This is a genomic window from Curtobacterium sp. MCPF17_011 (assembly GCF_003234145.1).
Taxonomy (GTDB): Bacteria; Actinomycetota; Actinomycetes; order Actinomycetales; family Microbacteriaceae; genus Curtobacterium.
The window spans coordinates 15,787-42,710 of record NZ_QKSK01000001.1 but is presented as its reverse complement, the minus strand read 5'-3'; the positions used below and the strand labels follow the sequence as shown (position 1 = coordinate 42,710).

21 protein-coding genes are annotated in these 26,924 nt (G+C 71.7%); 13 read left to right on the top strand and 8 right to left on the bottom strand.

Annotation, left to right across the window (positions count from 1 at the left end; all coding sequences use genetic code 11):
* The first annotated feature begins 241 nt into the window (after positions 1-241).
* The 3 genes from DEJ25_RS00190 (at position 242) to DEJ25_RS00180 (ending at position 8,737) form a co-directional block, all read left to right on the top strand.
* On the top strand, positions 242-2,959 hold the full coding sequence (locus tag DEJ25_RS00190) for a hypothetical protein (RefSeq protein ID WP_146240587.1): 2,718 nt from the start codon (positions 242-244) through the stop codon (positions 2,957-2,959).
* A complete protein-coding gene (locus DEJ25_RS00185; RefSeq protein WP_111043403.1) occupies positions 2,956-4,317 on the top strand; it encodes a hypothetical protein in 1,362 nt (453 codons plus the stop codon). Before DEJ25_RS00190 ends, DEJ25_RS00185 begins: the two co-directional genes overlap by 4 nt.
* Before the next feature lie 157 nt (positions 4,318-4,474).
* The gene (locus DEJ25_RS00180) at positions 4,475-8,737 is read left to right on the top strand and encodes an FtsK/SpoIIIE domain-containing protein (RefSeq protein WP_111043402.1); all 4,263 of its coding nucleotides are present in this window, start codon (positions 4,475-4,477) and stop codon (positions 8,735-8,737) included.
* A 310-nt stretch (positions 8,738-9,047) separates the two neighbouring features.
* Here DEJ25_RS00180 and DEJ25_RS00175 read toward each other — a convergent pair whose 3' ends face one another.
* The 3 genes from DEJ25_RS00175 to DEJ25_RS16910 are packed head-to-tail and all read right to left on the bottom strand — an operon-like array spanning position 9,048 to position 12,746.
* A complete protein-coding gene (locus tag DEJ25_RS00175) occupies positions 9,048-11,195 on the bottom strand; it encodes a serine/threonine-protein kinase (RefSeq protein WP_111043401.1) in 2,148 nt (715 codons plus the stop codon).
* A gap of 46 nt (positions 11,196-11,241) precedes the next feature.
* On the bottom strand, positions 11,242-12,066 hold the full coding sequence (gene mshD / locus DEJ25_RS16915; protein WP_111043400.1) for a mycothiol synthase: 825 nt from the start codon (positions 12,064-12,066) through the stop codon (positions 11,242-11,244).
* Positions 12,066-12,746: a response regulator transcription factor gene (locus DEJ25_RS16910; protein WP_110903438.1), complete on the bottom strand. Its 681-nt coding sequence runs from the start codon at positions 12,744-12,746 to the stop codon at positions 12,066-12,068. Before DEJ25_RS16910 ends, mshD begins: the two co-directional genes overlap by 1 nt.
* Before the next feature lie 98 nt (positions 12,747-12,844).
* Here DEJ25_RS16910 and DEJ25_RS00160 point away from each other — a divergent pair, with 98 nt between their 5' ends.
* The 3 genes from DEJ25_RS00160 (at position 12,845) to DEJ25_RS00150 (ending at position 14,982) form a co-directional block, all read left to right on the top strand.
* The gene (locus DEJ25_RS00160; RefSeq protein WP_110903437.1) at positions 12,845-13,150 is read left to right on the top strand and encodes a hypothetical protein; all 306 of its coding nucleotides are present in this window, start codon (positions 12,845-12,847) and stop codon (positions 13,148-13,150) included.
* Positions 13,151-13,303: 153 nt separating this feature from the next.
* Positions 13,304-13,906, top strand: a complete 603-nt coding sequence (locus tag DEJ25_RS00155; protein WP_111043399.1) for an FABP family protein — start codon at positions 13,304-13,306, stop codon at positions 13,904-13,906.
* Positions 13,906-14,982 carry a folate-binding protein YgfZ gene (locus DEJ25_RS00150; protein WP_111043398.1) on the top strand — a complete coding sequence of 359 codons (1,077 nt, stop codon included), beginning with the start codon at positions 13,906-13,908 and terminating at the stop codon, positions 14,980-14,982. The genes DEJ25_RS00155 and DEJ25_RS00150 overlap by 1 nt, the downstream gene beginning before the upstream one ends.
* A gap of 151 nt (positions 14,983-15,133) precedes the next feature.
* Here DEJ25_RS00150 and DEJ25_RS00145 read toward each other — a convergent pair whose 3' ends face one another.
* Positions 15,134-15,922: a class I SAM-dependent methyltransferase gene (locus DEJ25_RS00145; RefSeq protein ID WP_111043397.1), complete on the bottom strand. Its 789-nt coding sequence runs from the start codon at positions 15,920-15,922 to the stop codon at positions 15,134-15,136.
* A gap of 44 nt (positions 15,923-15,966) precedes the next feature.
* On the opposite strand from DEJ25_RS00145, the gene DEJ25_RS00140 reads away from it, so the two are divergent.
* Entirely contained in the window at positions 15,967-16,713 is a 747-nt protein-coding gene (locus DEJ25_RS00140) for a phosphoglyceromutase (protein WP_110903433.1), read from the top strand.
* 57 nt (positions 16,714-16,770) lie between these two features.
* Here DEJ25_RS00140 and DEJ25_RS00135 read toward each other — a convergent pair whose 3' ends face one another.
* Both DEJ25_RS00135 and phoU read right to left on the bottom strand, forming a co-directional pair.
* Positions 16,771-17,313 carry an AAA family ATPase gene (locus tag DEJ25_RS00135; RefSeq protein ID WP_110903432.1) on the bottom strand — a complete coding sequence of 181 codons (543 nt, stop codon included), beginning with the start codon at positions 17,311-17,313 and terminating at the stop codon, positions 16,771-16,773.
* A gap of 120 nt (positions 17,314-17,433) precedes the next feature.
* Positions 17,434-18,105 carry a phosphate signaling complex protein PhoU gene (gene phoU, locus DEJ25_RS00130; RefSeq protein ID WP_110903431.1) on the bottom strand — a complete coding sequence of 224 codons (672 nt, stop codon included), beginning with the start codon at positions 18,103-18,105 and terminating at the stop codon, positions 17,434-17,436.
* A gap of 146 nt (positions 18,106-18,251) precedes the next feature.
* Here phoU and DEJ25_RS00125 point away from each other — a divergent pair, with 146 nt between their 5' ends.
* Together DEJ25_RS00125 and DEJ25_RS00120 are read left to right on the top strand one after the other, a co-directional pair.
* Positions 18,252-19,418 (top strand): cell wall metabolism sensor histidine kinase WalK, encoded by a 1,167-nt coding sequence (locus DEJ25_RS00125; RefSeq protein WP_110903430.1) that lies wholly within the window; start codon positions 18,252-18,254, stop codon positions 19,416-19,418.
* Positions 19,415-20,095 (top strand): response regulator transcription factor, encoded by a 681-nt coding sequence (locus DEJ25_RS00120; protein ID WP_110903429.1) that lies wholly within the window; start codon positions 19,415-19,417, stop codon positions 20,093-20,095. Before DEJ25_RS00125 ends, DEJ25_RS00120 begins: the two co-directional genes overlap by 4 nt.
* A 112-nt stretch (positions 20,096-20,207) precedes the next feature.
* On the opposite strand, the gene DEJ25_RS00115 is transcribed toward DEJ25_RS00120, so the two are convergent.
* The gene (locus DEJ25_RS00115; protein WP_110903428.1) at positions 20,208-20,777 is read right to left on the bottom strand and encodes a hypothetical protein; all 570 of its coding nucleotides are present in this window, start codon (positions 20,775-20,777) and stop codon (positions 20,208-20,210) included.
* 205 nt (positions 20,778-20,982) lie between these two features.
* Here DEJ25_RS00115 and DEJ25_RS00110 point away from each other — a divergent pair, with 205 nt between their 5' ends.
* The 4 genes from DEJ25_RS00110 to rlmB all read left to right on the top strand — a co-directional run bounded on the left by DEJ25_RS00110 (position 20,983) and on the right by rlmB (position 25,290).
* Positions 20,983-21,465, top strand: a complete 483-nt coding sequence (locus tag DEJ25_RS00110) for a CarD family transcriptional regulator (RefSeq protein WP_017888066.1) — start codon at positions 20,983-20,985, stop codon at positions 21,463-21,465.
* 58 nt (positions 21,466-21,523) lie between these two features.
* Complete coding sequence (ispF, locus tag DEJ25_RS00105; protein WP_258366398.1) at positions 21,524-22,759, top strand: 2-C-methyl-D-erythritol 2,4-cyclodiphosphate synthase; 1,236 nt, start codon at positions 21,524-21,526, stop codon at positions 22,757-22,759.
* Between the two features lie 73 nt (positions 22,760-22,832).
* Complete coding sequence (gene cysS / locus DEJ25_RS00100; protein WP_111043396.1) at positions 22,833-24,242, top strand: cysteine--tRNA ligase; 1,410 nt, start codon at positions 22,833-22,835, stop codon at positions 24,240-24,242.
* A 28-nt stretch (positions 24,243-24,270) separates the two neighbouring features.
* Positions 24,271-25,290, top strand: a complete 1,020-nt coding sequence (gene rlmB, locus DEJ25_RS00095) for a 23S rRNA (guanosine(2251)-2'-O)-methyltransferase RlmB (RefSeq protein WP_110903426.1) — start codon at positions 24,271-24,273, stop codon at positions 25,288-25,290.
* A 311-nt stretch (positions 25,291-25,601) separates the two neighbouring features.
* Here rlmB and DEJ25_RS00090 read toward each other — a convergent pair whose 3' ends face one another.
* Positions 25,602-26,888, bottom strand: coding sequence for a DUF4032 domain-containing protein (locus DEJ25_RS00090; protein ID WP_110903425.1), 1,287 nt, complete (start codon positions 26,886-26,888; stop codon positions 25,602-25,604).
* Positions 26,889-26,924 lie beyond the last annotated feature (36 nt).

The following is a 26,924-nucleotide window of genomic DNA, read 5'->3' as shown; positions in this document are numbered from 1 at the left end:
CTCGTCGACTGCGCCGACATCCACGGAGGAGTGGCTCGCCCGGTGCGACGTCCGATGGGCCGTGACCATCGGGCTTCGGTGACTACAGCTCCGTCCATCCTGTCGCCCGAACGGGGGACCCGTGGGCCTGTGGACAGTCGCACCCCGGCGCTGCAGCCCCGTTAGGATCGAGTCGCTTGTCGGTTCTTGAGGGGGACGGTCGTCAATGTCATTGCGCACGCAGCATCCAGGGGTTCGAACGATGAACGGTCGCGCGCTCGCCGCGGTCGCGATGGCGGGTGCCGCTGCGATCGTCCTGGCCGGGTGCACCTCGTCGGACCGGGCCGTGGAGAACCCGTCCCGCGTCCTGCAGACCGTGGACACGCGCCTCGCGGCGGACGGATCGATCACCACGATCTCTGACACCGCGATCTCGATCGGTGCCGATGACTCGTCGTCCGCAGTCACGGAGCACGAGGCGGCCAAGGCGGCTGCCGACCTGCCGTTGCGGGTGACGACGCAGTACACGACGGCGAAGAAGAGCGGTACCGACCTCGCCGACCTCGCGGGCTACTCCGGCCGGGTCGAAATCGACCTGACCGTCGAGAACCTGACCGTCCGCTCACGCAATCTCACCTACGACGTGGCGGGGGCCTCCCGGACGACACCGGCGCTGGTCGGGGCGCCGTTCAGCATCGCGGCATCGACCGTCCTGACGGGGACCGCGCCGAACCACGTCGTCACCGACACCGCGGACGCCGGCACGGCGACCGACGGTGTGGTCAGCGCGAACGGCGACGGCGACGCCGTCGTGCAGTGGGGCCGTCTGCTGGCGCCGCCGACCTCGGGTGCGAGCAGCACCCTCCACCTGGTGGCGGACGTCGAGGACTTCACGGCACCGTCCTTCGACCTCGCGGCGCAGCCCGGGGTGTCCACCGACCTGTCGTCCACCGGGGTCATGAATGCGGCGTTCGGGTCTGAGAAGGACTCGGAGCTCGCGCTGCAGCGGCGGACGATCGACCTCATCTCGCAGGTCAACGAGGTCCTCGCGCGGGCGGGCGGCACGATCACCGAGGTCCGGTCGAACCTCGAGACGACGTCGGCCACGCTCGGCGTGCGCACGGCGGAGCGGCTCGAGGACAGCAGCACCGCCCTCGCCAGCACCATGCAGTCCCTGTCGGGGCAGCTCGGGTCCCTGGACTCCGACCTCGGCGCGACCGTGAGTGCGACGCAGTCCACGGTGCTCCAGCAGCTGCAGGAGACGACCACCAGTCTCGACGCGCTCCTCGGCGACACGTCGGCCACGGTGCCGACGCCGGCGATCGACGGCAACGGGTGCGCCGCCGAGCCGCAGCCAGCGAGGGGTGGTGCCAGTGTCTACGGCAACCTCCTCCGGGTGTCGGCGCAGCTCGCCGGGTACGCCGATGCCAGCGAGGCCTGCAAGCAGCAGGTGAGTACGCAGCTTGCCTCGTCGGTCGGACCAGAGAATCCCGACGCCGTGACGTGCGCTGATCCGGCGAGTGCATCGTCGCTCACGTGTGGACTGTATGGCTCATCGGTGGCTATCGGTGCCTCTATCGGGCGCCTTGTCGCAGAGGGAGAAAAGGTCGCATCGCGATTTGACCCTGACCTTGCCGATGACGCGATCAAGACGTCCGCAACCCTCGAGGAGCAGCTCGCAGGTATCGCAACTCAAGTAGACGGGCTTGACCCAAAGACTTCGGCTGCGGTGAACGACGCGGTAGAACAGCTGGACCAAAGCGTTTTGGTCGCGGAGCAGGACTTGCGGATTGTCACTGGGCAAGTTTCCTCTGTCAATGACAGCGCTCGAGAGGCTCAATCGGTCGTCGGCGATGCCGACGATCTTCCCGGCGGGACCATGCAGGCGCAGAACCGAGCCGTCGCCGATCAGCTCTGCCTGCTCGCCGCCACCGGTCAGCTCGACGATGACGACGCGAAGAGACTGCGCGGGTACTTGACGTCGGAGCCGTGCCTGGGTGCCCCCGATGGTATGAACCTGACGCCCGGTCCGGGCTTCGATAAACCTATGAACGAGCGGCTCGAGGATCAAGCTGCGCGCTGGGATACGGTCATCGCAGCGACGGAGCCGGAATCGGACACCGGCATCGGGGGCGCGCTGAGAACGCTGCAGGAGGACCTGGACGCCGTGCGGGCGGCATCGTCATCCGTCCGCGCTGCCCTGCAAGGTGACGAGGACGCCGTGGGCAGCAAGCTTGAAGCGCTCAAGCGAGCGGTCGGCACGGCGTCTGCCGGGTCGGCTTCGATCGATCAGAAGCTCCGCGAGGTTCGCGATCAGCAGGCAACTCTGCAGGAGAGCGTGATTGACGCCTTCAAGGAGGCGGGGACAAAGTCGGCCGAAGAAGTCCGCGTTGTCTTCGAGGGGCAGTTCCTAGACGTCTCAAGGCAGGCGCAGACGAGCAACACCGCGGTGCTCAAGGCGTTCGACCAGTCCATCGCCGGTCTCCGCTCCACCTCGACGGACGTCACCTCGGGCGCGAAGCGCACGATCGACGACCAGAAGGGCAAGCTCGAGCAGGAGAACACGGCCCTCGCGAGCGCCGTCGACGAGCAGACGAAGCAGAGCCTCGCGCAGATGAACGCGAGCACCACCGCGTCCACCCGCGACGTCGAAGGTGCGCGGACACTGCTGACCGGTGACCTCAACCGCGTGATGCTCGACCTCGGGGACCGGAAGGTCAACGGCTCCGGCATCCTCGGCGCGATGGCCACGAGCGCGGCGAAGTCGGACTCCGCGGACTACCAGCTCGCCCTCGCGTCGCAGAACGCCGCCGGGTACGCGAACGTCCGCGCCGAGGACGTGTCCGGCATCCTGCTGCAGCAGGAGCAGTTCCGGGCCTCGCTCGACGCCGCCACCACCCTGCCTGCGTTCCGGATGGACGTGCCGGAGGGCGCGACCTCGACCACGCTGTACACCTTCACCATCGGGGACGCACGGTGACGCACCAGGCCGTCGACGGCACGCCGGACGCCCGCGGGCCGCGACAGCCACTCGTCATCGTGGCGGTCGTGGTGCTCGTCATCGCCGTCGTGCTCGCAGCCGTGTTCTTCGTGGTCGACCGCACCACCCCGGCGGCCGAAGCGGTCCCCGCGACCGTCCCCGTCCCGCTCCAGGTCGCGCACGTCCCCGACGGTACCAAGATCGGTGTCGTCGTCACGCTCGGTGACGGCGAAGGGTCCGAATGGGACGAGGCCGCACAGGGTGCCCTCGTCGCCGAACGGCGTCTGACACTCGGCGGTGTCGACGTCGAGCTCGTCACGCGGAACGACGGTGGCAGTGCCGGCGGCGGGCGACGCGCTGTGAAGGCACTCGTCGACAGCGGTGTCGCCGGCATCGTGGTCGCCTCCTCGGGAGCACACGTCTCCGGCGCGCTCGAGGCCGCGGCGGATGCGGGCCTCCCGGTGGTGCTCCCGTACGCGCAGAGCGGCAGCGACTCGTGGTCGACCGCACCGTCGCCCGACTCGGTGAGCGCGGCGATGGAACAGGCGCTGCGCGGTGCGGAGTCACCGCTCCTGGTCGACCTCGGCGGTGGTGCGCCGTCCGGCCTCGAGGTCGCGCACGTGATGACCGCCGCCGACGTCGCCGACGACACCGCCCTCGCGACCACCGTCGCCGAGCGCACCGGAGCCGTCTCGGGCGCGTCGGCGGGGACCCCTGCTGCCAGCGACGACCGGGAGGACGCGCCGGCTCCCGCCGACTCGGACGCGGTCGTCGTCAGCGGGTCTGCTGCACGACAGGGTGCGTTCGTCGCGGCGCTGCAGTCCGCGGACGTCACGGTCCCGGTCGTCCTCACGCCGCAGGCCACCAGCCCCGCGTTCGGCACGGCGTTGGCCGACGCCGACGGCAGCCTGTCCGGCTCGTTCGTCTCGGCGGGCGTCGCGACCGACGACGCCCGCGCCCTCACCTCCGACGAGCAGGGCCGCGCCATGTCGGCGTTCCTCGGCGGCGTCCGGGTGCTTGCGGACGACGCGGACGCCCAGAACCTCACCGCCGACCAGCCGTTCTCCGCCGTCGCCTGGGCCGCCGACTCGCGGAGCCACGACGCGGTCGTGGCGCTCGTGCGGGCCGTCGGCGCCGCTCGGAGCGACGACCCGGCGGCGGTCACGGAGGCCCTGTCGGCCCTGCGCCTCGATGCCGGCGACGGGATCGCCGGCCCGGCGCTGGACTTCCGGCAGCAGCAGGCGTTGCGCGACGACGCCACGGTGCTCGCCGCCTCGTCGCAGACCCTCGGACTGCGCCCGGCGACGTCGGAGCCGACGGCGTCCCTGGTGTGGTTCGAGGACTCGACCGCCGACTGACGACGGCAGCAACAGCGCAGACCCCGTCGCCCGGCAACCGGTGGGGGTGCCGGCTCCACCGGAGAACGCCACCCCACCGGGGAACGCAACCCCCAGCGGGGAACGCCACCCCACCCAGGGCACCCCACCCAACGCACGGACCAGGAGGAGCGCGAAGATGCGTCTGTTGATCGAACTCGACGACCGACGTGAAGCGGTCGAGGTCGACGGGTGGGCCGCCACGTCGTGCCTGGGCGAACTCGTCCAGTCCGCCGTGGGCATCACTCTCGAGCCCGGCACGGCCCTCGCGGTCGACGGGCACCGGACGAGCGTCGACACGCCCCTCCGCGACCTGGTCCTGCTCGAGGGCTCGCGCATCGCGCGGACGCCCGAGGAACGGCCGCAGCTGGTGGACGGCTGGACCGTGACGCTCGCCGGCGGTCTCGACACCGGCACGGTCGTCCCGATCCCGCGGTCCAGGAGGCTCGTGGTCGGCCGCGCCCCGCAGGCCGACCTGGTCCTGCCCACCGAGAGCGCCTCGTGGGAGCACTGCACGCTCGAGCTCGAGGAGGACGGCGTCCGGATCCGTGACGCCGGTTCGACGAACGGCACCGTGGTCGCGGGGGAGCGGCTCGACGAGGACGGGGTGCTCGTCACCGTCGGCACGAGCGTCATCGTCGGCGGCGCGGTCCTGCTCGTCCGCCCGGACCTGCACGAGACACCGGTGCCTGCGCCCGGGTCCCTGCCGAACCTGACCCCGGCGGCGACGGCTCCCTTCAACCGTCCGCCGCGCCCCGGACGCAACACTGCGGTGGAGCCGGTGTCCCCGCCGACGAAGCGCGACGTGCCGCCCGCCTCGAAGTTCAGCTGGATCACGGTCGCGGCTCCGCTGGTCCTGGCCGGCGCGATGGTGCTCCTGCTCGGCGACGCCCGGTTCGCGCTCTTCGCCCTCCTCAGCCCGGTGACGGCGATCGGCATGTGGTTCGAGCAGAAGCACCGGCGCGCGAAGAACCTCAAGGAAGAGGACGAGCGCTTCGCCGAGGCGGTCCGTGGCTTCAGTGGCGAGATCACCGCGGCCGCCGCGATCGAGGCCGCTCGACGGCAGGAACTCGTGCCGGACCCGGCGAGCGTCGTGCGGCGCGCGCTCCTGCCAGCCACGACGCTCTGGCAGCGTCGGGCCGACGACGTGGACTTCCTCAGCCTGCACGCCGGCACGGGCGACGCACCGTGGCGGCCGGAGCTGGACTCGCGCGCGACGCAGACGAAGCTCGAGGACGACGCCAAGGCCGCGATCGAGTCGAGCAAGCTGACCGCCGCGCCCGTCGTCGCCGACCTCAGTGACGCCGGCGTGGTCGGCATCGTCGGTGATCGCGAGGGCGCCCTCGCACTTGCCCGCAGCCTCCTGGTCCAGGCGACCGTGCACTGCGGACCCGCCGACCTGACCGTCGGGGTGTTCTGCGACCGGGGCCGCGAGGACGACTGGTCCTGGGCCTCCTGGCTGCCGCACGCCCGCGTCGCCGGCAGCAGCACCGGGCAGCGGTGGATGTCGGCGCAGCGTGACCAGGGCGCCGCGGTGCTCCGCGGCCTGCGCGAGTCCATCGACGAGCTGCCGACCCCGGAGCTCCTCGTCCTCATCGACTCCGAGGTCCTCACCGAGGGCCGTGACGCCCCGGCCCGCAGCCTGCTGGGCCACGGCCGGAGCGCGCTCGGGCAGGTCCGCCGTCCTGGTGAGCGCCCGCGCCGGGTGAGCGGGATCGTCATCGCGACGAACGAGCAGCAGCTCCCCGCGGCCTGCACCACGATCATCACGGTCGGCGCGGACGCCGCCGCAACCGTCTACCGCCCCGAGGACCGGACCCGCGTCGAGGACGTCGTGCTCGCCGGGCTGTCGCCCGAGGCCGCAGAGCTCTGCGCCCGCCACGTCGCCCACTTCGACGACCCCGAGCTCCTGGTGCCGGGAGCCTCGCTGCCAGCGCTCGTCCGGCTCCCCGACCTGCTCACCAGCCCCGACACCGCCGGAGAGCTCTCCGGCGCAGCCGCCATCCGTGCCGCGTGGGAGGCCCGAACCGGCTTCTCGACGCCCATCGGCTCGTCCGAGAGCGGCGTCCTCGAGATCGACCTGGTCCGCGACGGCCCACACGGCCTGGTGGGTGGCACGACCGGTTCCGGCAAGAGCGAGTTCCTGCGGTCCTTCGTGGCCGGCCTCGCTGCCCGCAACGACCCGACGCGCCTGAACTTCCTGCTCGTCGACTTCAAGGGCGGCGCCGCCTTCGCTGCCTGTGAGCGGTTGCCGCACACGATCGGCACGATCAGCAACCTCGACGAGCAGCTCGCCGACCGGGCGATCCGTGCCCTCGAAGCCGAGCTCGGTCGTCGGCAGCGGGTGTTCGCCGCCGCGGGTGCGGACATCGACAACCTCGACGCGTACCTGGCGACGAAGCCGGCGGAGCCGATGCCCCGACTGCTCTTCGTGGTGGACGAGTTCGCGATGCTGGCGAAGGACTTCCCGGACGTCCTCACCTCGCTCGTGGCGATCGCCGCGGTCGGTCGCACCCTCGGCGTCCACATGCTCCTCGCGACCCAGCGACCGGCCGGTGTCGTCAGCGAGGACATCCTCGCCAACACCAACATGCGTGTCGCACTCCGCGTGCAGAGCCGCGAAGACTCCACGAACGTCATCGGCGTCCCCTCGGCAGCCGGCATCGGCCGCCAGCAGACCGGTCGCGCCTACGTGAAGCTCGGGCAGGACGACATCACACCGGTGCAGACCGCGCTGGTCACCGGCCGCGCTCGCGACCTCCGCGCCGAGCAGCCGGTCACCGTGCGCCCGACCGACGTCTTCGGCGTGCCGGCTCCGGTGGCCTTCGCCGCTCCGGCCGCCTCCGACCTGACCGACCTCGACGTCCTCATCGATGCCATCTTGGCTGCGAACGACGAGGCCGGGTACGGCCCGCCCCGTCCGATCTGGCCGGAGGCCCTGGGCGCGTCCGTCCCGCTCGACACGCTGGTCCCCGCCGACAGCCCTGCAGGCACGCCGAGCACTGTCCCGGTCGCCCTCGCCGACGACCCGGACAACCAGCGGCAGGTCACCACCGGCTGGGACCGCAGCGAGGGCAACCTCATGCTCATGGGCATCCCCGGCAGTGGGACGAGCACCGCGCTGGCGTCGATCGCACTGCAGCTCGCACGGACCACGAGCCCTGAGGACCTCGACCTCCTGGTGCTCGACATGGGCGCCGGCGACCTGGCCCCGCTCGCCGACCTGCCGCACACCAGCGCGTACGTCGGCTCCGGCGCGGGCGCGGGTGAGCTGCAGGCCCGGATGCTCCGCTACCTGCGGACCGAACTCGATCGTCGCCGGGCTGCCCCGGGCGGCCGCCGCGCGGTCGTCCTGCTCGACGGCCTCGCCGCGCTCCGTGACGAGTACCAGGACTTCGAGGGCCAGCAACTCCTCGACGCCCTCTACCGCGTGTACGCCGAGGGGCCCGCGCTCGGCATCTCGTTCGCGGTCTCGACCACCCGTGCGAAGGCCGTCCCGTCCGCCATGGACGAGGTCACGACACAGAAGTGGCTCTTCCGCCTCGCCGACCCGTACGACTACGCGACGATCGGCGTCCGCCCGAAGGACGTCCCGCCGCCGGTCCCGGGCCGCTTCATCGACTCGATCAGCAAGTTGCAGTCCCACGTCGGCACCCCGGGCGGGACCCTGGCGGAGGCTGTCCGTGCCGTCGCCGAGCGCTGGCCCGGTACGGCGCCGAAGGCCAGCGCCGTCGGTCGCCTTCCCGGAGCGGTGTCGGTCGCAGACCTCGGTGTCCCCGCTCGCTTCGACACCGATCCGTGGCAGATGCCGATCGGGATCGCGGAGGACGACCTCGGAACCGCCGTCCTCGAGGTGTACGACGGCGAGCACGTCCTGGTCGCCGGCCCGGCACGTTCCGGCAAGTCGTCGGTCCTCCTCGCCCTGGCTGAGTCGACGCGCAACACGGAGGGCGTCCGACCGTCGGTGTGGGCGATCTGCGACCGTCGCTCACCCCTGGCGACCCGCTCGTTCGACCGCATCGCCGTCGGGGCGGACGAGGTCCCGGCGCTCCTCGCGGGCATCCGCCTCGAGCGCGGCCCGGTACTGCTGCTCATCGACGACGCCGAACGGTTCGACGACGGCGACCAGAGCATCGCGTCGCTGCTGTCGACCGAGCGTCCCGGCCTCTGCGTCGTGGCATCCGGCCGGTCCGCCGACCTGCGTTCGATGTACAGCCACTGGACGCGGGCGGTCCGGAAGTCCCGGTGCGGGGTCCTCCTGCAGCCGGACGTCGACTACGACGGCGAGCTCCTCGGCGTGACCCTGCCGCGCCGATCGCCGGTGGCACTGACCGTCGGCCGTGGGTACGCCGCCTCGGGAGGCGCGGTCCGCCTCGTGCAGACCGCCTCCGCCGCCAGCTGACCGCCGGTCCGCGGCTCGCCTGCGCCTGCCCAGGGGTGCCGGTTCGGTACGCGAAAGCGACAGTTCTGCGCCGAAACTCCGCGCTGATCTGTCGCTTTCGCGGGGCAGACCGCTGGCCGGCGGCGGCCCGCCGCGCGCGCCCACGGGTGCCGGTTCAGTGTGCGAAAGCGACAGATCGGCGCCGACAGTCCGCGCTGATCTGTCGCTTTCGCGGGGCAGACCGGCGGACGGGAGGCGCGTGGCGGCACGGCCACGCGCCTCCCGGCCGCCGGACTCGCCGGACCGGCCGCCGGACCCGCTACCGCCGACGTCAGTCGCGCGTGGTGATCCCGAACGGGTCGCTCTCGAGGTTCGTGAAGTTCCCCACGGTGGCCCGCACCGTGCAGGTGGGTGCCACGGAGAGTGCGGTCACGACGAGCCCGTCGGACGACACCGCCAACGCTCCCGAGCAGCCGTCAGCGAACCGGACGCCGGACTCTCCGCCGGCGATGTCGACGAGCATCTCGGACGGCCGACCGGTGCTCGGGCTGCGGTACAGCGGGTTGAGGTCGTCCGCACCGCTCGGCCACACCGGGACGAGCGTGACGGGCAGGGCGGTCTGGCTGACCGTGCGGTCCGGGGTGCGGACGTCGATGCCCTGCAACCGCTGAACCGGGTACGCGGTGCCGCTCACGGACTGGTCGGTCACGGCGGCGGTGGTCGCGGCGCCGACGCCGTCGAGCCACTCCTGCAGCGCCGAGCCACCCGACCCGGAACCGGTGGCCGCCGAAGAACCGGAGCCAGAGGACCCGGAGCCGGACCCGGACCCGGACCCGGACCCGGCCCCCGACTCGATCGCGTCCACGGGCACCGTCGCCTGCACGGTCACGGACCCGCCGGCCTCGACGTCGACGCCCGACAGGCTCCACGCACAGGCGGTGTCGACGCCGGTCAGCGACGGCTGGTTCCGCTTCGCCGTGACGCCCTCGCCACTCCAGGTGACGGCGGGGCAGTCGGCGCCCCTCGCCGCGGCCGGCAGCACCTCGAGCAGGGGCCCGGTCAGCGGCGCGGTCTGCGCGGCGTAGGTGATCGAGAGCTCGACGGTGCCGGCGGAGGCGTCGACGACGGCCTTGCGCGTGGTGGTCAGCCCGGTCGGCAGCGGTCGGTCCTGCTGGTAGGCGCTCGCGGCCTGCGCACCGGTCGCGCTGTCTCCGGGCCGCTCGTCGCCAGCGCCGGGCAGCCAGACGACGGCCGCGATGACGAGCACGGCGACCAGCACGATCCCGACGACGCCGAGCAGCAGCATCCGGTTCGTCAGCCAGTCGGGTCGGGCGAAGCGGCGTCGGGTGCTCTCGACCTCGGCCGGTGCGGCCGGCAGGACCGGGCGGGCCAACGGTCGGATGACGGTCTGGGAGCCGGCGGGTCCGAGGTCGGGACCCGGTTCGACCACCCCGTCCTCGGCAGCCACGAGCGCAGAACCACCGGAACCGCCGGAGCCGGTCCCGGCGACGGCGGTCCCGGTGCTCGCAGCACCGACCCCACCACGCACGACCGTGGCGGGGCGCTCGACCTCGTCGAACGCGTCCGGGTCGTCGACCCGCTCCAGGGCCGGGGTGTCCCGCAGCGACCGCGCCAGGCGACGGAGGGTCGCGGCGGCGTCGACCGCGGACGGGCGGGCAGCGGGCTCCTTCGCCAGCAGGGACGACAGCGCGGCCCAGAGCGCGTCGGGCACGTCGAGCCGCGGCGGGGTGGAGGTCACGTGCCGGTACGCGACGGCGAAGTCCGTGCCCGGGCCGGCGAACGGCGTCCGTCCGGAGAGCAGTTCGTAGAGCATCACACCGGCGCCGTACACGTCCGCGGCCGGACCGGAGCGCCCCTGGCTGATCGACTCCGGCGCCATGTACTGCGGCGTGCCGAGGAGTCCGGTGGTCTTCCGGTCCCGTTCGGCCACGACCGAGGCGATCCCGAAGTCGGACACGCGCACGTCGCCCGTGCTGCCGGCCGTCCACTCGTGGTCGAGCAGGACGTTGTCGGGCTTGACGTCCCGGTGGCTGACGTCACGCTCGTGCGCGACGGCCAGGGCGTCGAGCGTCTCGGCGGTGATGGTCATGGCGTCGCTCGGCGGCAGCGTGCCGACGGCGAGCAGCAGGTCGCGGGCGGAGCCGCCACCGACCAGGTCCATGACGATGGCGAGTCGGTCGCCCTCGACGACGAGGTCGCGGACCCGGACGATCGAGGGGTGGTCGAGGGCCAGGAGCACCGAGCGCTCCCGGACGAACCGCTCGACGACGTCCGGCTCGGCAGCGAGTTCCGCCCGCAGCAGCTTCGCCGCGAACTGCTCACCGGTCGCGGTGTGCTCGGTCCGCCACACCTCGCCGGACGCGCCGGTGCCGAGCAGCTCGACCAGCCGGTAGGAGGCGCCGAGCGGCTCCCCCTTGCCGTACTGGGAGCGCTGCGCGTGCTGCCCGTACTCCGTCACAGATCCCCCGAACCCACGAACGTCGGTGCGTCACCGACGCTCCATGTTACCGGCCGGTCATCGGCGCCGCGTACTGGACGTCGACGGTGTGGTCGACGAACCCCTGCCGGCGGTACAGCGCCAGCGCGGGTGCGTTGTCGCCCTCGACGTAGAGCGCGACGGCGTGCAGGTCACGGTCGACGAGTCGCGCGGCGCCGGCGCGCATCAGGACCCCGCCGAGACCCCTGCCCTGCAGGTCCGGCCGGACCGCGACGGCGTAGTACTCGCCGACGCCGTCCTCGACCTTGAGCCAGCAGGAGCCGGCCAGCTCGCCGTCGGCGTCACGCAACAGGACCAGGTCGTCGCCGGAGAACCACGCGTCGGACTCGCGGGCGCGCAGGTCGTCGAGCGTCATCCGCCCCTGCTCGGGGTGCGACGCGAAGGCCGCCGCGTTCAGCGCGAGCCAGTCGGTCTCGTCCCGCGGGGAGCCGGCCCGGAACGCGTCGAGTCGGTAGCCGTCCGGGAGGCCCGGGTCGGCGGCCCTCGTCGGCACCGGTGCGCGCAGCTGCAGCAGCGTCCGCTCCGCGGACCAGCCCACCCGGGCCGCGAGGGCACGAGCGGCGGGGTGGTCGCCGTGGGACCAGGCGCGGAGCGGGGCGTCGTCGCCGAGGGCGAGCACCTGCTCGACGAGACGGGCGCCGATGCCGCGACCCCGGGCCTCCCGGCGGACGAGGACCTCGACCTCACCGTCCCGGACGACCGCGACACCGGAGTCGTCACCGAGGACGTGGGCGCGGCCGGCGCGCAGGTCGACGAGGGTCTGGTCGGAGAAGGGGGGAGCCTCGCCGTCCGCGACCGCGGCGTCGGCGAGCTGTTCGACGATCGCGAGCACTACTGGCCCTGCGAGCGGTCGTCGTCGTCGTGCACGTTGAAGCGGTACCCGACGTTGCGGACCGTGCCGATGAGGGACTCGAGGTCCCCGAGCTTGGCGCGCAGTCGTCGGACGTGGACGTCGACCGTGCGGGTGCCGCCGAAGTAGTCGTAGCCCCAGACCTCGCTGAGCAGCTGCTCGCGCGTGAAGACCCGGGCCGGGTGGGTGGCGAAGAACCGGAGGAGCTCGAACTCCTTGAAGGTCAGGTCGAGCGGCCGGCCGCGGACCTTCGCGGAGTAGCTCGCCTCGTCGATGACGACGCCGGAGGCCTGGATCTTCGACCCGGTCTGGTTCTTCGAGGCGCGTCCGGCGTTGAGGCGGATGCGGGCGTCGACCTCGGCGGGGCCCGCCGACTCGAGCACGACGTCGTCGATGCTCCACTCGGTGGTCACCGCGGTGAGGCCGCCCTCGGTCACCACGAGCACGACGGGTGTCGTCGAGCCGCTCGTGGCGAGGATCTTGCAGAGGGCCTTCGCGCTGACCAGGTCGGTCCGGGCGTCCACGAACATAAGGTCGCTCTGCGGTGCGTTGACCAGCTGTGCGGCCTCGGCGGGCACGTGCCGGATCCGGTGGCTCAGCAGGCCGAGGCTCGGCAGGACGTCGCCGGGCGCGGCCGAGGTGAGTACCAGGAGCTGTGCCACAGGACCTCCAGAGGCAGATGACGTCGTTGCGCCATCCTAGTGAGCCCGCGGAACCGACCCGGACGGACGGTGCAGCACGCGGCTGTCATGATGGGGACGTGAGTGAGACGACGGACCCCGTGGGCCCCGACCCGGTGGTCGTGCCGAGCCAGCGACGGCTGCGGCTGACGTCGGTGGTGCCGGTGTGGTTGCTCGCGGTCGTCGGGGCGGTCCTCGTCCTGACCCTGACGCAGAAGGACTCGTTCGCCTGGCTGCTGCTCGTGTTCGTCGCGGCGGTGTTCGTCAGCTTCGTCCTGCAGCTCGCGACGCAGACGAAGGACGGCCTGGTGGAGCGGATCAGCATCGCGTCGTCGGGGTCGTTCGTGGTCGTGCTCGTGACGGCGTTGATCCTGCTCGTGCGCTGAGGTCCCTGGCTTCTCGGTCCGGGCCGCGTAGACTTCCGGCATGGATTCGCTGCTTGCGCTCGAGCTCTTCTACGTGGGCCTGCTGGGCTTGGCGTCGCTCGCGATCGCCTTCATCTCGGTGACCGTGGTCGTCAAGCTCTTCAAGGGCCAGCGGTGATCGAACTCCCCGAGGGCCTCTCCGCCGAACTGGTCCCGCTGTCGTGGCTGGTCGGCGTCTGGGAAGGCGCCGGAGTCGTCGAGTACCCCGTGGGTGAGGACGACGACGTCCGGACGTACGAGTTCGGGCAGCGTGTGAGCTTCAGCCACGACGGTCTGCCGTACCTCAACTACTCGTCGACGACGTGGCTGCTCGACGACGACCACACGCCGCTCGCTGCTGAGATGGGCTACTGGCGGCTCGACCGTCCGTCCGAACCGGGCGACCGCGGTCCCGCGTTGCTGCTCGGCGACGGCCCGGTGCCGTTCTCGACCACGCAGAGTGTCGAGACCCTGCGGAACCAGACGAACGGCTTCGACGTCGAAGCGGCGATCATCCACCCGACGGGCGTCAACGAGCTCTACGTCGGTCGCGTCAAGCAGGGTCGCATCGACCTCGCCACCGACGCCGTGATGCGCTCCGCCAACGCCAAGGAGTACTCGGCTGCGACGCGCATGTACGGCCTGGTCGAGGGCAAGCTCTTCTGGGCGTGGGACATCGCCGCCCTCGGCCGTGAGCTCACCTCGCACGCCTCGGGGCAGCTCGCGAAGGTCGACTGATGGCCTCGCCGTTCACTGCGCGTGACGGTTTCGTCGCCTCCGCTGCCGGGCCCGCGGCCCACTTCGGCAACCCGCTCGGGGAGCAGCGTCTGCTCGCTCGCGGTCGCGCGGTCGTGGAACTCGGACTCGGTGTCGTCACGGTGTCGGGTCCGGACCGCCTGTCCTGGCTGAACTCGATCACGTCCCAGCTGCTGCTCGGCCTGGCACCGGGGGTGAGCACCGAGACGCTGGTGCTCGACGCCTCCGGTCGGGTGGAGCACGCCGCACGGGTCGTCGACGACGGCGAGACCGCCTGGCTCCTCACCGAGCCGGAGGACGCCGAGCCGCTCGCCGCCTGGCTGTCCTCGATGCGGTTCATGCTCCGGGTGGAGGTCACCGACCGTTCGGCCGAGTTCGCGACGCTCGGGTGGTTCGACGGCGCCGACCCGCTGCACGGTGCGTCGCCGCTGGTCACCTGGGTCGACCCGTGGTCGTCCGTGACGCCCGGTGGGTGGGGCTACGCCGACCTGGAGGCCCACCCCGGCACCGACTGGACCCTCCGCATCGCCGTGGTCACCCCCGACACCGCTGTCCAGGTGGCCGCGTCGGACGTGCCCGCCGCGGGTCTCCTGGCGCTGGAGGCCCTGCGGATCGCCGCCTGGCGTCCGTCGCTGTCCGACGTGGACGAGCGGACGATCCCGCACGAACTCGACTGGCTCCGTTCCGCCGTGCACCTGTCGAAGGGCTGCTACCGCGGACAGGAGACCGTCGCGAAGGTGCACAACCTCGGACGTCCGCCGCGGCGTCTGGTGATGTTGCACCTCGATGGCTCCGACGGGGTCGTCCCCGCACCGGGGACGCCCGTGACGCTGGACGGCACCGAGGTCGGGCGGCTCATGGCCTCAGCCACGCACCACGAGCTCGGGCCGATCGGGCTGGCGGTCGTCAAGCGGTCCCTGGACCCGTCGGCCGTGCTGTCCCTGACCACCGACGACGTCGTCGTGACCGCGGCGCAGCAGGTCATCGTCCCGCCGGGCGCCGGCGCGACGGCCGACGTCCCGCGCCTGCCACGCCTCGGGGCCGTCCGCCGCGGCTGACTCCGTGGCCGTGGCGCTCGCCGGCTGGTGATGCTGCACGACACCGGTGTTCGTCCGTGGCGCCGCGACCGTCCGCGGTGGGTTCGACGAACACCCGTGTCCAGCCGTGCCTTCCGGCCGGCCGGGATGTGGACCGCCGGAGCCGGGCGCGTCAGGCGGGAGCGACCGCAGACCAGGGGACGCTGAGTTCGCCCAATCGCCAGCGGCTCGTGCCGTGCAGGACCGGCCAGCCGCGGTCGCGCATCCCGAGCACCGCTGCGATCCAGCGCTGCCGCGGGCCGTACGTGCCGAGCGGTGCCGCGACCGCCCACGCCAGGTCGAGGTCGCGGAGGAACCCGTGCACCCGCTCGCCGGGGACGTTGCGGTGGATGAGCGCCTTCGGCAGCCGCTCCGCGACGATGCTCGGGACGTCGAGGCCCGCCAGACGCAGGGCGACCGTGAAGGTGTGCGGGGCCTCCCGGTCGAGCGTGACCCACGAGGCGACCCGACCGACCTCGTTGCAGGTGCCCTCGACGAGCTGCCCGCCGGGTTGCAGCCGGTCCTGCATGATCCGCCAGGACCCGACGACGGCGGACTCGTCGTACTGCCGCAGGACGTTGAAGGCCCGGATGACCGCGGGGCGTCGGCCGCCCGGGGTCGGGGTCTCGAAGCCGCCGAGCCGGAACGTCACCCCGTCGCGGGTGCCGGCGTTCGCGAGGGCGACCCGCGACGGCTCGATCTCGATCCCGGTGACCTCGACGTCGGGTCGGACCCGGGCCAACCGGTCGCGGAGCTCCAGCGTCGTGGTCGGGCTCGCGCCGTAGCCGACGTCCGCGACGAGGGGATCGTCGGTGCGCCGGAGGACCGGGAGGGCCGCGATCCACCGGTCCACCCTGCGGAGCCGGTTGTGCCCGGTCGTCCCGCGGGTGACGGTGCCGATCGGCGAGGAGTTCCCGGGCATGGGACCAGGGTACGGGTGGAGCACTGCTCGGTAGACTCGGGCGCATGACCTCCACGCTCGTCCTGCTCCGTCACGGCAACAGTGACTGGAACCAGAAGAACCTGTTCACCGGTTGGGTCGACGTCCGGCTCTCCGAGCTGGGTGAGAAGGAGGCGAAGCGGGCCGGCAGTCTCATCGCCGAGTCCGGCATCGTCCCCGACGTCCTGTACACCTCGCTGCTGACCCGGGCGATCCAGACCGCCGACATCGCCCTGCTCGAGGCCGACCTGGCCTGGCTGCCGGTCAAGCGCGACTGGCGCCTCAACGAGCGGCACTACGGCGACCTGCAGGGCAAGGACAAGGCCCAGACGCTCGAACAGTACGGCGAGCAGCAGTTCATGGAGTGGCGCCGCTCGTTCGACGTCCCGCCGCCCCCCATCGCGGACGACGCCGAGTGGTCGCAGCACGGTGACCGTCGCTACGCGGACCTCGGCGACGAGCTGCCCCGGACCGAGTCGCTGAAGCTCGTCATCGACCGGCTGCTGCCCTACTGGGAGTCGGACATCACGAAGGACCTCGGCGCGGGCAAGACCGTCCTGGTCACGGCGCACGGCAACTCGCTGCGGGCACTCGTGAAGCACCTCGACGGCATCTCCGACGACGACATCGCGGGTCTCAACATCCCGACGGGCATCCCGCTCGTGTACGAACTCGACGACGACTTCCGGCCGACCAAGCCGGCGTACTACCTCGACCCCGAGGCCGCCGCTGCCGGTGCGGCTGCGGTCGCTGCCCAGGGCGCCAAGAAGTAACAGCAGCGCCGCGCGACACGACGGTCCCGTCCCTTCGGCGGGGCGGGGCCGTCGTCGTCACGCGAAGTGCGACGCGATCTCCTGCACCAGGACGCCGACGTCGTACGGCCGAGCGGTGTCGATCCGCACGACGGGGCCGACACCGACCGGAGCGGCGGACGCCTCGTGCTCGTCCCAGAACGCCAGGATCTCCGCGAGGTCCCCGTGCACCTCGTGCCGCGTCGGCAGCGTGCCGGGCTCGTACCGGTCGCGGAGTCGTTCCTCGGCGGTCGCACGGTCGACGTCGCACCACACCTCGACGACGCGCGGCGACCCGGCGGCGGTGAGTCCGGCCTCCAGGAAGGCCCGGTCACGCGTCGGCAGCAGGACGGCGTCGACGACGACCCCGTTCTCGACCGCTCCGGCCATCGCCCAGACCGTGTCCATGGCGATGCCACCGAGCGTGCGCGAGGGGATCATGGGTCCGGCGATGTCGGCCAGCGGTTCCTTCACCCGGTCCTTCGACAGGAAGGGACAGCCGAGCACCTCGGCGAGGGCGGCGCCCACCGTGCTCTTGCCGGAACCGGGCATGCCGTTGACGATGATCGCGACCTGGGCCATGCCTCGATCCTCCCACCTCCGCGAAACGCAAGGTGGGCGGCTCCCCGCAACGGAGTACCGCTGCGAGCAACCGCCCACCTTGCGTGTTGCGGGACCGACCCTGAGGGCAGCCCGCCGGCCTCAGGCCGGGGACGTCGTGACGTTGGCCGCGCCGGCCCAGTCGCCGGTCGCCAGGTACTCGACCTTCTTCGCGATCGAGACCGCGTGGTCGGCGAACCGCTCGTGGTACCGGGAGGCCAGGGTCGCGTCGACCGTGTCGACCGGCCCGCCCTTCCACGCCTCGCCGAGCACGAAGTCGAAGACGCTGGCGTGCAGCTCGTCGACGGCGTCGTCCTCGTCGCGGATCTCGGCGGCCAGGGCGATGTCCTCGGTCGCGAGCAGCCGCGTGAGCTTCTGCGACATCGCGACGTCGTGCGCGCCCATCTGCTTGAAGGTGCCGCGCAGGCCCTTCGGGACGACCTTCTCGGGGAAGCGCTGACGCGCGAGCTGGGCGATGTGCTCGGCCATGTCGCCCATCCGCTCGAGCGACGAGCTGACACGCAGGGCGGTGACGACGACCCGGAGGTCGCGGGCGACGGGAGCCTGGCGGGCGAGGATGTCGATGGCGACCTCGTCCAGGGCGGACGCGGCGGCGTCGATCTTCGCGTCGTCGGCGATGACCTCCTCGGCGAGGGCCACGTCCGACTCGCTGAACGCCTCGGTGGCTCGGGTGATGGCGGACTCGACGAGCCCGGCGATCTCGGTCAGACGCTCTTGGACGTCCTGGAGCTCCTGCTGGAACACTTCGCGCATGGGGGAGGGCCTCTCTCTGCGTACCGGACGAGTGTCGTCAGCCCAGGTGAACGGTCGGTGACCTGCGGCTGAACGGTTCGCGATCCGGCCTGCTCCGGGGCGTGAACGGCGTCCGAACCGCGTGTGACCACTCCTACACTGGCGGCATGGACAACGCGTGGCTCGTGCCACTGTCGATGCTCCTCGGCGGTGTGTTCGGCGCGGGCGTCGTGGTGCTGATCATCACCGCCGAGCGCACGGCACGTGCAGCCGACGTGGCGGAACGGAGCCTGCCGGACGGAGTCGCCGCCGTGATCGCCACCATGCACAACCCGGCCGTGGTGGTGGACCCCTCGAACACCGTCGTCGCCGCGTCGCCGCAGGCGCTGGCGGTCGGTCTGGTGGTGCGGCGGAAGCTCGTGCACGACGAACTGGCGGCTCTGGTCGACCGGGTCCGGCGCAGCGGGGAGATGGGCGCCGAGGACCTCGAACTGCCCCGCGGCGGTCGGGGTGACGTGATGGGCTACCTCAGCTTCCGCGCGGCGCAGCTCGGCAACCGGTACGTGCTCGTCACGGCGGACGACCTGACCGAGAGCCGGCGCATCGACGAGGTCAGGCGTGACTTCGTCGCCAACATCTCGCACGAGCTCAAGACCCCGATCGGTGCCATCGGCCTGCTGTCCGAGACCCTCGTCATCGCAGCCGACGACCCGGCGCACGTCCGGAAGTTCGCCGCACAGCTCGTCACCGAGTCGGAACGGCTGGGTGCGCTGACGAAGGACATCATCGAGCTGTCCCGGCTGCAGTCCGTCGACGCGCTCGAGGCCAGCGAGGAGACCGGTATCGACAAGGTCGTACAGGCCGCGATCGACGGCAACGAGGTCGTCGCCCGCGCCCGGGGCATCGAGTTGATCCGTGCCAAGAAGTCGAAGCTCCGCGTGATGGGAGACCCGGGCCTGCTCCAGGTGGCGGTGTCGAACCTCATCGCGAACGCCGTGAAGTACTCCCCGGACAACACCCGCGTCGGCGTCGGCGTCCGCGGCACCAAGGGCTTCGTGGAGATCGCGATCACCGACCAGGGCGTCGGCATCCCGGAGGCCGACCTCGACCGCGTGTTCGAACGGTTCTACCGTGTCGACCCGGCCCGCTCCCGTGCCACCGGCGGCACGGGGCTCGGTCTGGCGATCGTGAAGCACATCGTCAGCAACCACGGCGGTGACGTCCGCGTCTGGTCGCAGCCCGGCAAGGGTTCGACCTTCACGATCCGCATCCCCGAAGCCGACCCCGAACTGACCACAGCACTCGAAGAGCAAATGGAAGAGCAGCCATCGTGACCAAGATCCTCATCGTCGACGACGAGCCGGCACTGAGCGAGCCCCTGGAGTTCCTGCTGCAGCGGGAAGGGTACGAGACCGCCGTCGCGGCCGACGGCGTCACCGCCCTGTCGAAGTTCGACTCCGAGAACCCGGACCTCGTCCTGCTGGACCTGATGCTGCCGGGTCTGTCCGGCACCGAGGTCTGCCGGCAGATCCGCACCCGCTCGAACGTCCCGATCATCATGCTCACCGCGAAGGACTCCGAGGTGGACATCGTCGTCGGGCTGGAGCTCGGCGCCGACGACTACGTGACGAAGCCGTACTCGACGCGTGAGCTGCTCGCCCGCATCCGTGCGGTGCTCCGCCGCCGGACCGAGGACGACCCGGGGGACATGGGCATCCTGCAGGTCGGCGGGATCCGGATGGACGTCGAGCGGCACACGGTCTCGGTCGACGGGTCCGAGACGCCGATGCCGCTCAAGGAGTTCGAGCTCCTCGAGCTGCTGCTCCGCAACGCCGGTCGCGTGCTCACCCGTGGGCAGCTCATCGACCGGGTCTGGGGCTCGGACTACTTCGGCGACACGAAGACGCTGGACGTGCACATCAAGCGGATCCGCTCGAAGATCGAGCGCGTCCCGAGCACCCCGGAGGTCCTCGTCACCGTCCGCGGGCTCGGGTACCGCATCGAGGCGTAGCCGCCACCAGGACGGCAGACGGACGGGAGGCCCGGGGGCGGTTCATCGGAACCGGCCCCGGGCCTCCCGTCGGGCGCTGCTGCACCGCGCGGTCGTGCACGGCACGCTGCGGTCAGTTCGTGCCGTTGTCGCCTTCGGAGGAGTCCGTCTGCGAGCCGCTCTGCGTGCCCGGAGCCGAGGCGCCGCCGGTCGGCTCGCTACCGCTGTTCGACGGCGAGGTCGGCGTCGACGTCGGGGTGGGGCTCGGTGCGAGCGTCTGGTACTGCTCCTGCCCGCTCGTCAGGACCGGCACCGTGGCCGAGGCGCCCTCGGCACCGTCGTAGGAGAAGTACATCTTCACGAGCGAGCCGGGCTTCACGCTGACGTCGTCGAAGTCGACCGTGTCGTGCTCGCCGTCGTCCGCGAGGACGGTCGTCGAGTTGCCGGCGACCTCGACGGTCTGGTCGTCGCCGTCCACCTCGAGCGTGACGGTGCGGTCGCCGTTGCCGGTGTTGACCAGCGTCCCGACGAACCGGGCGTCCTTCCCGCTGTCGGAGATGAGCAGGGCGTTCCGCACGTCGATCGTGCCGGTGGACACATCGACACCGTCGGTGATCTGACGGATCTCCTGGGTGCGGGACGGCGACAAGAATTCGCAGCCGGTCGCACCGAACGCGATGGTCGCAGCGACGGCGACGGACACGAGTACCCGAGCTCGCAAGAGGTTCCTCCGGAAGTTCACGATGGCGGACCGAGCGGTCCTGGCGATCATCCTACCCAGGCCCCGGTGGGGCCGGAGGTCAGGGTGGGCAGCGCCCGGGCGGGTCCCGCGCGGGCCCGGGGGTCAGGCTCCCCTTACCCGAACGTCCCCTGTGGTAAACTGGATGTCTGGGAACGGAGCCTGATACATGCAATTCGAGGTCGGCGAGACCGTCGTCTACCCCCATCACGGGGCGGCAACCATCTCTGAAGTCAAGACTCGCGTCATCAAGGGCGAGGAAAAGGTCTACCTGAAGCTTCGGGTGACGCAGGGCGACCTGACGATCGAGGTCCCGGCGGACAACGTCGACCTGGTCGGCGTCCGCGACGTGATCGGCAAGGAAGGGCTCGACAAGGTGTTCGAGGTCCTCCGGGCACCGTTCACGGAAGAGCCCACCAACTGGTCGCGCCGCTACAAGGCGAACCTCGAGAAGCTCGCTTCGGGTGACGTCATCAAGGTGTCCGAGGTCGTCCGCGACCTGTGGCGCCGCGATCAGGACCGCGGCCTCTCCGCGGGCGAGAAGCGGATGCTGGCCAAGGCGCGCCAGATCCTCATCTCTGAGCTGGCCCTGGCCGAGAAGACCGACGAGGACAAGGCATCGACCGTCCTCGACGAGGTCCTCGCGTCCTGACGCCCGCTTGCGCACCACCACGAACGACACGACGACCGCACCGGCGCAGAGCCCAGCTCTGGCAGCCCGTGCGGTCGTCGTCGTTGCGGCAGGGTCCGGCACCCGTCTCGGCATCGGCACCGCGAAGGCGTTCGTCCCCGTCGCCGGGGAGCGCATGCTGGTCCGCGCGTTGCGGACCGTCCTGACCCTCCGAGAGCCGACCCTCGTGGTCGTCGTCGCGCCGTCCGACCGGATGGACGAGTGCCGTGCCCTCGTCGCCGACGTGGCCGGTGCGGCTGCGGCGTTCACGTCGGTCGTGCCGGGAGGCGCGGATCGCCACGCGTCGGTCCAGGCCGGGCTGGCCGTGCTGCCGGACTCCGTCGAGACCGTGCTCGTGCACGACGCAGCGCGGTGCCTCACGCCGACGTCGCAGTTCGAGCGGGTCTTCGCCGCGGTCGCCGGCGACTCGGCGGACGGGCCGGCGCAGGGTGGTGTCGGCGTGGTGCCGGCGCTGCCGGTCACCGACACCGTGAAGCGCATCGCCGGGGACGTCGTCGTCGAGACCGTCGACCGTTCGGCACTGGTCGGGGTGCAGACGCCGCAGGGCTTCCCGCTCGCCGCACTCCGTCGGGCGTACGCCGTCGCGGAGCGGGCCGAGACCGACGACGCCGGGGTGTTCCAGGCGGCCGGCGGTGTCGTCCGCACCGTGCCGGGCGACCCGGACGCGTTCAAGATCACCACGCGGTGGGACCTCGGTCGGGCCGAGGCCGTCGTCGCCGAACGAGCGGCCGCCCGCACGCTCGACGGGCGGGCGGGGTCGGACGTCCCGGTCGGGTCCGACGTGCGTGTCGGGTTGGGTGTCGACGTGCACGCCTTCGACCCCGCCGTGCCGTGCCGTGTGGGAATGCTCGACTTCCCCGGCGAGCCCGGCCTCTCCGGGCACAGCGACGGGGACGCCGTCGCCCATGCGGTGTGCGACGCCCTGCTCTCGGCCGGTGGCCTCGGGGACATCGGGAGCCGGTTCGGCACCGCCGACCCGGTCTTCGCCGGCGCCGCCGGGGACGTCTTCGTGCGGGGTGCCGTCGCACTCCTGCAGGGCGCCGGACTCGAGCCCGTCCGCGTCACCGTCCAGGTGATCGGCAACCGCCCGCGTATCGGTGCCCGTCGTGACGAGATGCAGGACGCCCTGGCCGCCGCGGTCGGCGCTCCCGTGGCGGTGTCCGGGACGACGACCGACGGCCTCGGCTTCACCGGGCGGGGTGAGGGGCTGACCGCGATCGCGACGGCAGTAGTACGATCCGCGCCCGCGCCCTGAGACCGTCGCCTCGTTCTCCACAGGCTCCGGGTGGCCCCGTGTCACCGCGGGTACGGCCCTCTAGGCTTGTCGCGTGACCGTTCGCCTGTACGACTCCCGCGCCGCCGACGTCGTCGACCTCGTGCCCCTGGTCGACGGACAGGTCAGCATCTACGTCTGCGGCCCGACGGTGCAGTCGTCGCCGCACATCGGGCACCTCCGGTCCGCGCTGGTCTACGACATCTGGCGTCGCTGGCTGAGCCACCGCGGGTACCGCGTGACCCTGGTGCGGAACGTCACGGACATCGACGACAAGGTCCTCGACCTGGCCGCGGGCACCGACGAACCCTGGTGGGCGCGGGCGTACCGCGTCGAGCTCGAGTTCACCGCCGCGTACACGGCACTCGGCATCCTGCCGCCGACGTACGAGCCCCGCGCGACCGCGAGCATCCCGCAGATGCAGGACATCATCACGCGGCTCATCGAGCGCGGGCACGCGTACCCGGCCGCCGACGGCAGTGGTGACGTGTACTTCGACACCGCGAGCTGGCCGGAGTACGGCGCGCTCACCCGACAGCGACGTGACGACATGGTCGACGCCACCGATGCCGATCCCCGTGGCAAGCGTGATGCCCGGGACTTCGCACTCTGGAAGGGCAGCAAGGCGGGGGAGCCCTCGACCGCGAGCTGGGACTCCCCGTGGGGTGCGGGTCGTCCCGGGTGGCACATCGAGTGCTCCGCGATGTCCCGGCGTTACCTCGGGCCCGCGTTCGACATCCACGGCGGTGGCCTCGACCTCCGCTTCCCGCACCACGAGAACGAACTGGCGCAGTCGACCGCTGCCGGGGACGCCTTCGCGTCGCACTGGTTGCACAACGGGCTCGTGACCGTCGGGGGGCAGAAGATGTCGAAGTCGCTCGGCAACTCGATCTTCGCCGCCGACTTCCTCGAGTCCGCACGTCCGGTCGTCGTCCGCTACTTCCTCGGTGCCGCGCACTACCGCTCGACGATCGACCACCACGACGGGTCCCTGGCCGAGGCCGAAGCCGCACTCGACCGCATCGACGGCTTCCTGTCACGGGCCGCCACGCGCCTCGAAGGGGTCAGGCTGAGCGACGCTCCGGCCGTTCCGCAGGGGTTCGCCGACGCCATGGACGACGACCTCGCGGTGCCCCAGGCGCTGGCAGTGCTGCACGAGACCGTCCGGTCCGGCAACGCCGCACTCGACGCCGACGATGCGGAAGCGCTCGGGGTCGCGTACCATCAGGTGGCTGCGATGGTCGAGGTGCTCGGCATCGACCCGCGTGCACCGCACTGGTCGGGTGGTGGGCACGACACCTCCGCAGCACCGCTCGCCGCCCTCGTCGAACGCCTCGTACAGGAGCGCGCCGACGCCAGGGCCGCACGGGACTTCGCCACGGCCGACCGCGTCCGGGACGATCTCGCAGGCGCGGGCATCACGATCGAGGACACACCGTCCGGAACACGCTGGAGCATCGCCTGAACACGGCAGTGCCGAACAGGAGAACTGCATGAAGAACGTCTCGGGGAGCAAGAAGGGTCGTCCGGGCGCTGTCCGTGCCGGCCGCAAGGGCAACAAGCAGGTCGGCTCCGGCGGCCAGGGCGCCCAGGCGCTCGAGGGTCGCAAGCCGACCCCCAAGGCCGAGGACCGCCCCTACCACCCGGCCGGCAAGCGCAAGGCCGCGAAGGAGCGCTTCGAAGCGGCCCGCACGCGTCGCGGCGGCAGCAGTGCCTCGGCACCGCAGACCCGCACCGGCGGTCGTCCGCCCGCGCGGAAGACCGACGACAGCGAGCTCGTGACCGGACGCAACTCGGTGCTCGAGGCGCTCCGTACGAAGACGCCCTCGACGACGCTCTACGTCGCGGCCCGCATCGAGGTCGACGACCGCGTCAAGGAGATCCTGACGCTCGCCAACCACCGCGGTGTGCCGATCATGGAGATCATGCGCCCGGAGCTCGACCGCATCACCGGGCACGACAGCGTGCACCAGGGCGTCGCGCTCAAGGTGCCGGCGTACGAGTACGCCGTGTCCGAGGACCTGGTCGAGCGGGCGTTCTCCCGCGACCAGGTGCCGCTCCTCGTGGCCCTCGACGGCATCACCGACCCGCGCAACCTCGGAGCGATCATCCGCTCCACGGCGGCGTTCGGCGGGCACGGTGTCATCGTGCCGCAGCGTCGCTCGGTCGGTGTGACCGCGTCGGCGTGGAAGACCTCCGCCGGTGCCGCTGCACGCACACCCGTCGCGATGGCCCCGAACCTGACGCAGACGCTCAAGTCGCTGAAGTCGATGGGCCTGTTCGTGCTCGGACTCGACGGGGACGGCGACGTCGAGCTCGACGCCCTCGAGCTCGCCGACCGGCCGATCGTCATCGTCGTCGGTTCCGAGGGCAAGGGCCTGTCCCGCCTGGTCACCGAGACGTGCGATGCGATCGTGTCGATCCCGATCTCCAGCGCGACGGAGTCGCTCAACGCCGGCATCGCCGCGAGCGTCACCCTGTGGGAGGTCGCGCGGCGCCGTCGCTCCGCGTAGCGCGCACCAGACGACACCCGGGAAGCCCGGTGCCGGTCCACGAGACCGGCACCGTGCCTCCCGTCCGTCTGCCCGTCTGCCGGCGCCGTCGCCCGCGAACCCGTCGCCGAAGTCGCACGTCCTGCCGCCCGGCGGGTCGGGAGGCGGCAGGTTCTGCGACCTCGGCAGCGAGCGCTCGCCATGTCTTGCGACCTCGGGCTCGCCCGGGACGGCCGCGTGCCGACGTCGCACGTTCTGTCGTCTCTCCGGTCGGCAGGCGGCACGTTCTGCGACCTCGGCGCTGCACCGGCGGCACGTCGTGCGACCGCGGGTCAGACCGACGCGCGCCAGTCGTCGACGTCGTCCTCGTCGTCGTCCAGGGGCAGCGCGATCGACGACGTCGGCGGGTTGATGAGCGTGCGCTCGTCGCGGCGGTGCCGCAGCACGTCGTTGATGTACGCGGTGGTGGCCTCGGGCAGGGAGACCGAACGCTCCTCCTGCTGGGACATGAACCACCGGTGCTCGAGCAGCTCGTGGAACACCTCGGCCGGTTCGAGTCGCCCACGCAGGTCCCGGGGGATCGCACGGACGACGGGCTCGAACACGCGCGAGACCCACTCGTGCGCGACCATCTCCTCGTCGAGTTCCTCGCGGCCGTTGCGGGCACGGTAGGCGTCCAGGTCGTTGAGCAGTCGTCGGGCCTGGTTCTCCTCGGCGTCGAGCCCGGTCAGGCGCAGCAGTCGGCGCTGGTGGTGGCCGGCGTCGACGACCTTCGGCTGGATGCGGACCTGGGCGCCGGCCTCGGCCGTGCGGATCGACAACTCCTCGATGTCGAAGCCGAGCGCGTTCAAGCGCTCGACCCGGTCGTTGATCCGCCAGCGCTCGCCGGCGTCGAACTGCTCCGGGCCGGTGAGCTCGGTCCAGAGGGTGCGGTACTGGGCCACGATCCGGTTCGACACGTCGACCGGATCGGCGTTCTCGTCGAGCCGTCCGCCGGCCTCGAGGTCCAGCAGCTCCCCGGCGATGTTGACGCGGGCGACCTCGAGGTCGTTCTCACGCTGCCCGTTCGACAGGCCGCCCGGGTAGAGCTTGCCGGTCTCGGCGTCGACCAGGTAGGCCGCGAACGAGCCGGCGTCCCGCCGGAACAGCGTGTTCGACAGCGAGACGTCACCCCAGTAGAAGCCGATGACGTGCAGGCGGACGAGCAGGAGCGCGAGCGCGTCGACGAGCCGCGTGGCGGTGTCGGGCCGCAACGTCTGCGAGTACAGGGCGCGGTAGGGGAGCGAGAAACGCAGGTGCCGGGTGACGAGGACGGGCTGGAGTTCCTCGCCCTCGCGGCCGACGCGGTTCGTGATGACCGCGACCGGGTCGACGCACGGGACGTCCATGCGCTGCAGGGTGCGGAGCATGTCGTACTCGGAGCGCGCGAGTTCGGCGCTGGTCTCCTTGACCGCGACGACGTAGCCGCTGAGGTGCACGAACCGCACCAGGTGCCGCGAGATGCCCTTCGGCAGCGCGACGATCGTCTCGTCCGGCCAGGCCTCGAGGGGCAGGTCCCACGGCAGGTCGAGCAGGCCGGGGTCGACGGTGGCGGCGGTGATGGTCATGGAGTCGGGCACGACGGGTCCTCAGGTGCTCGGCGGTGGGTCTGCAGG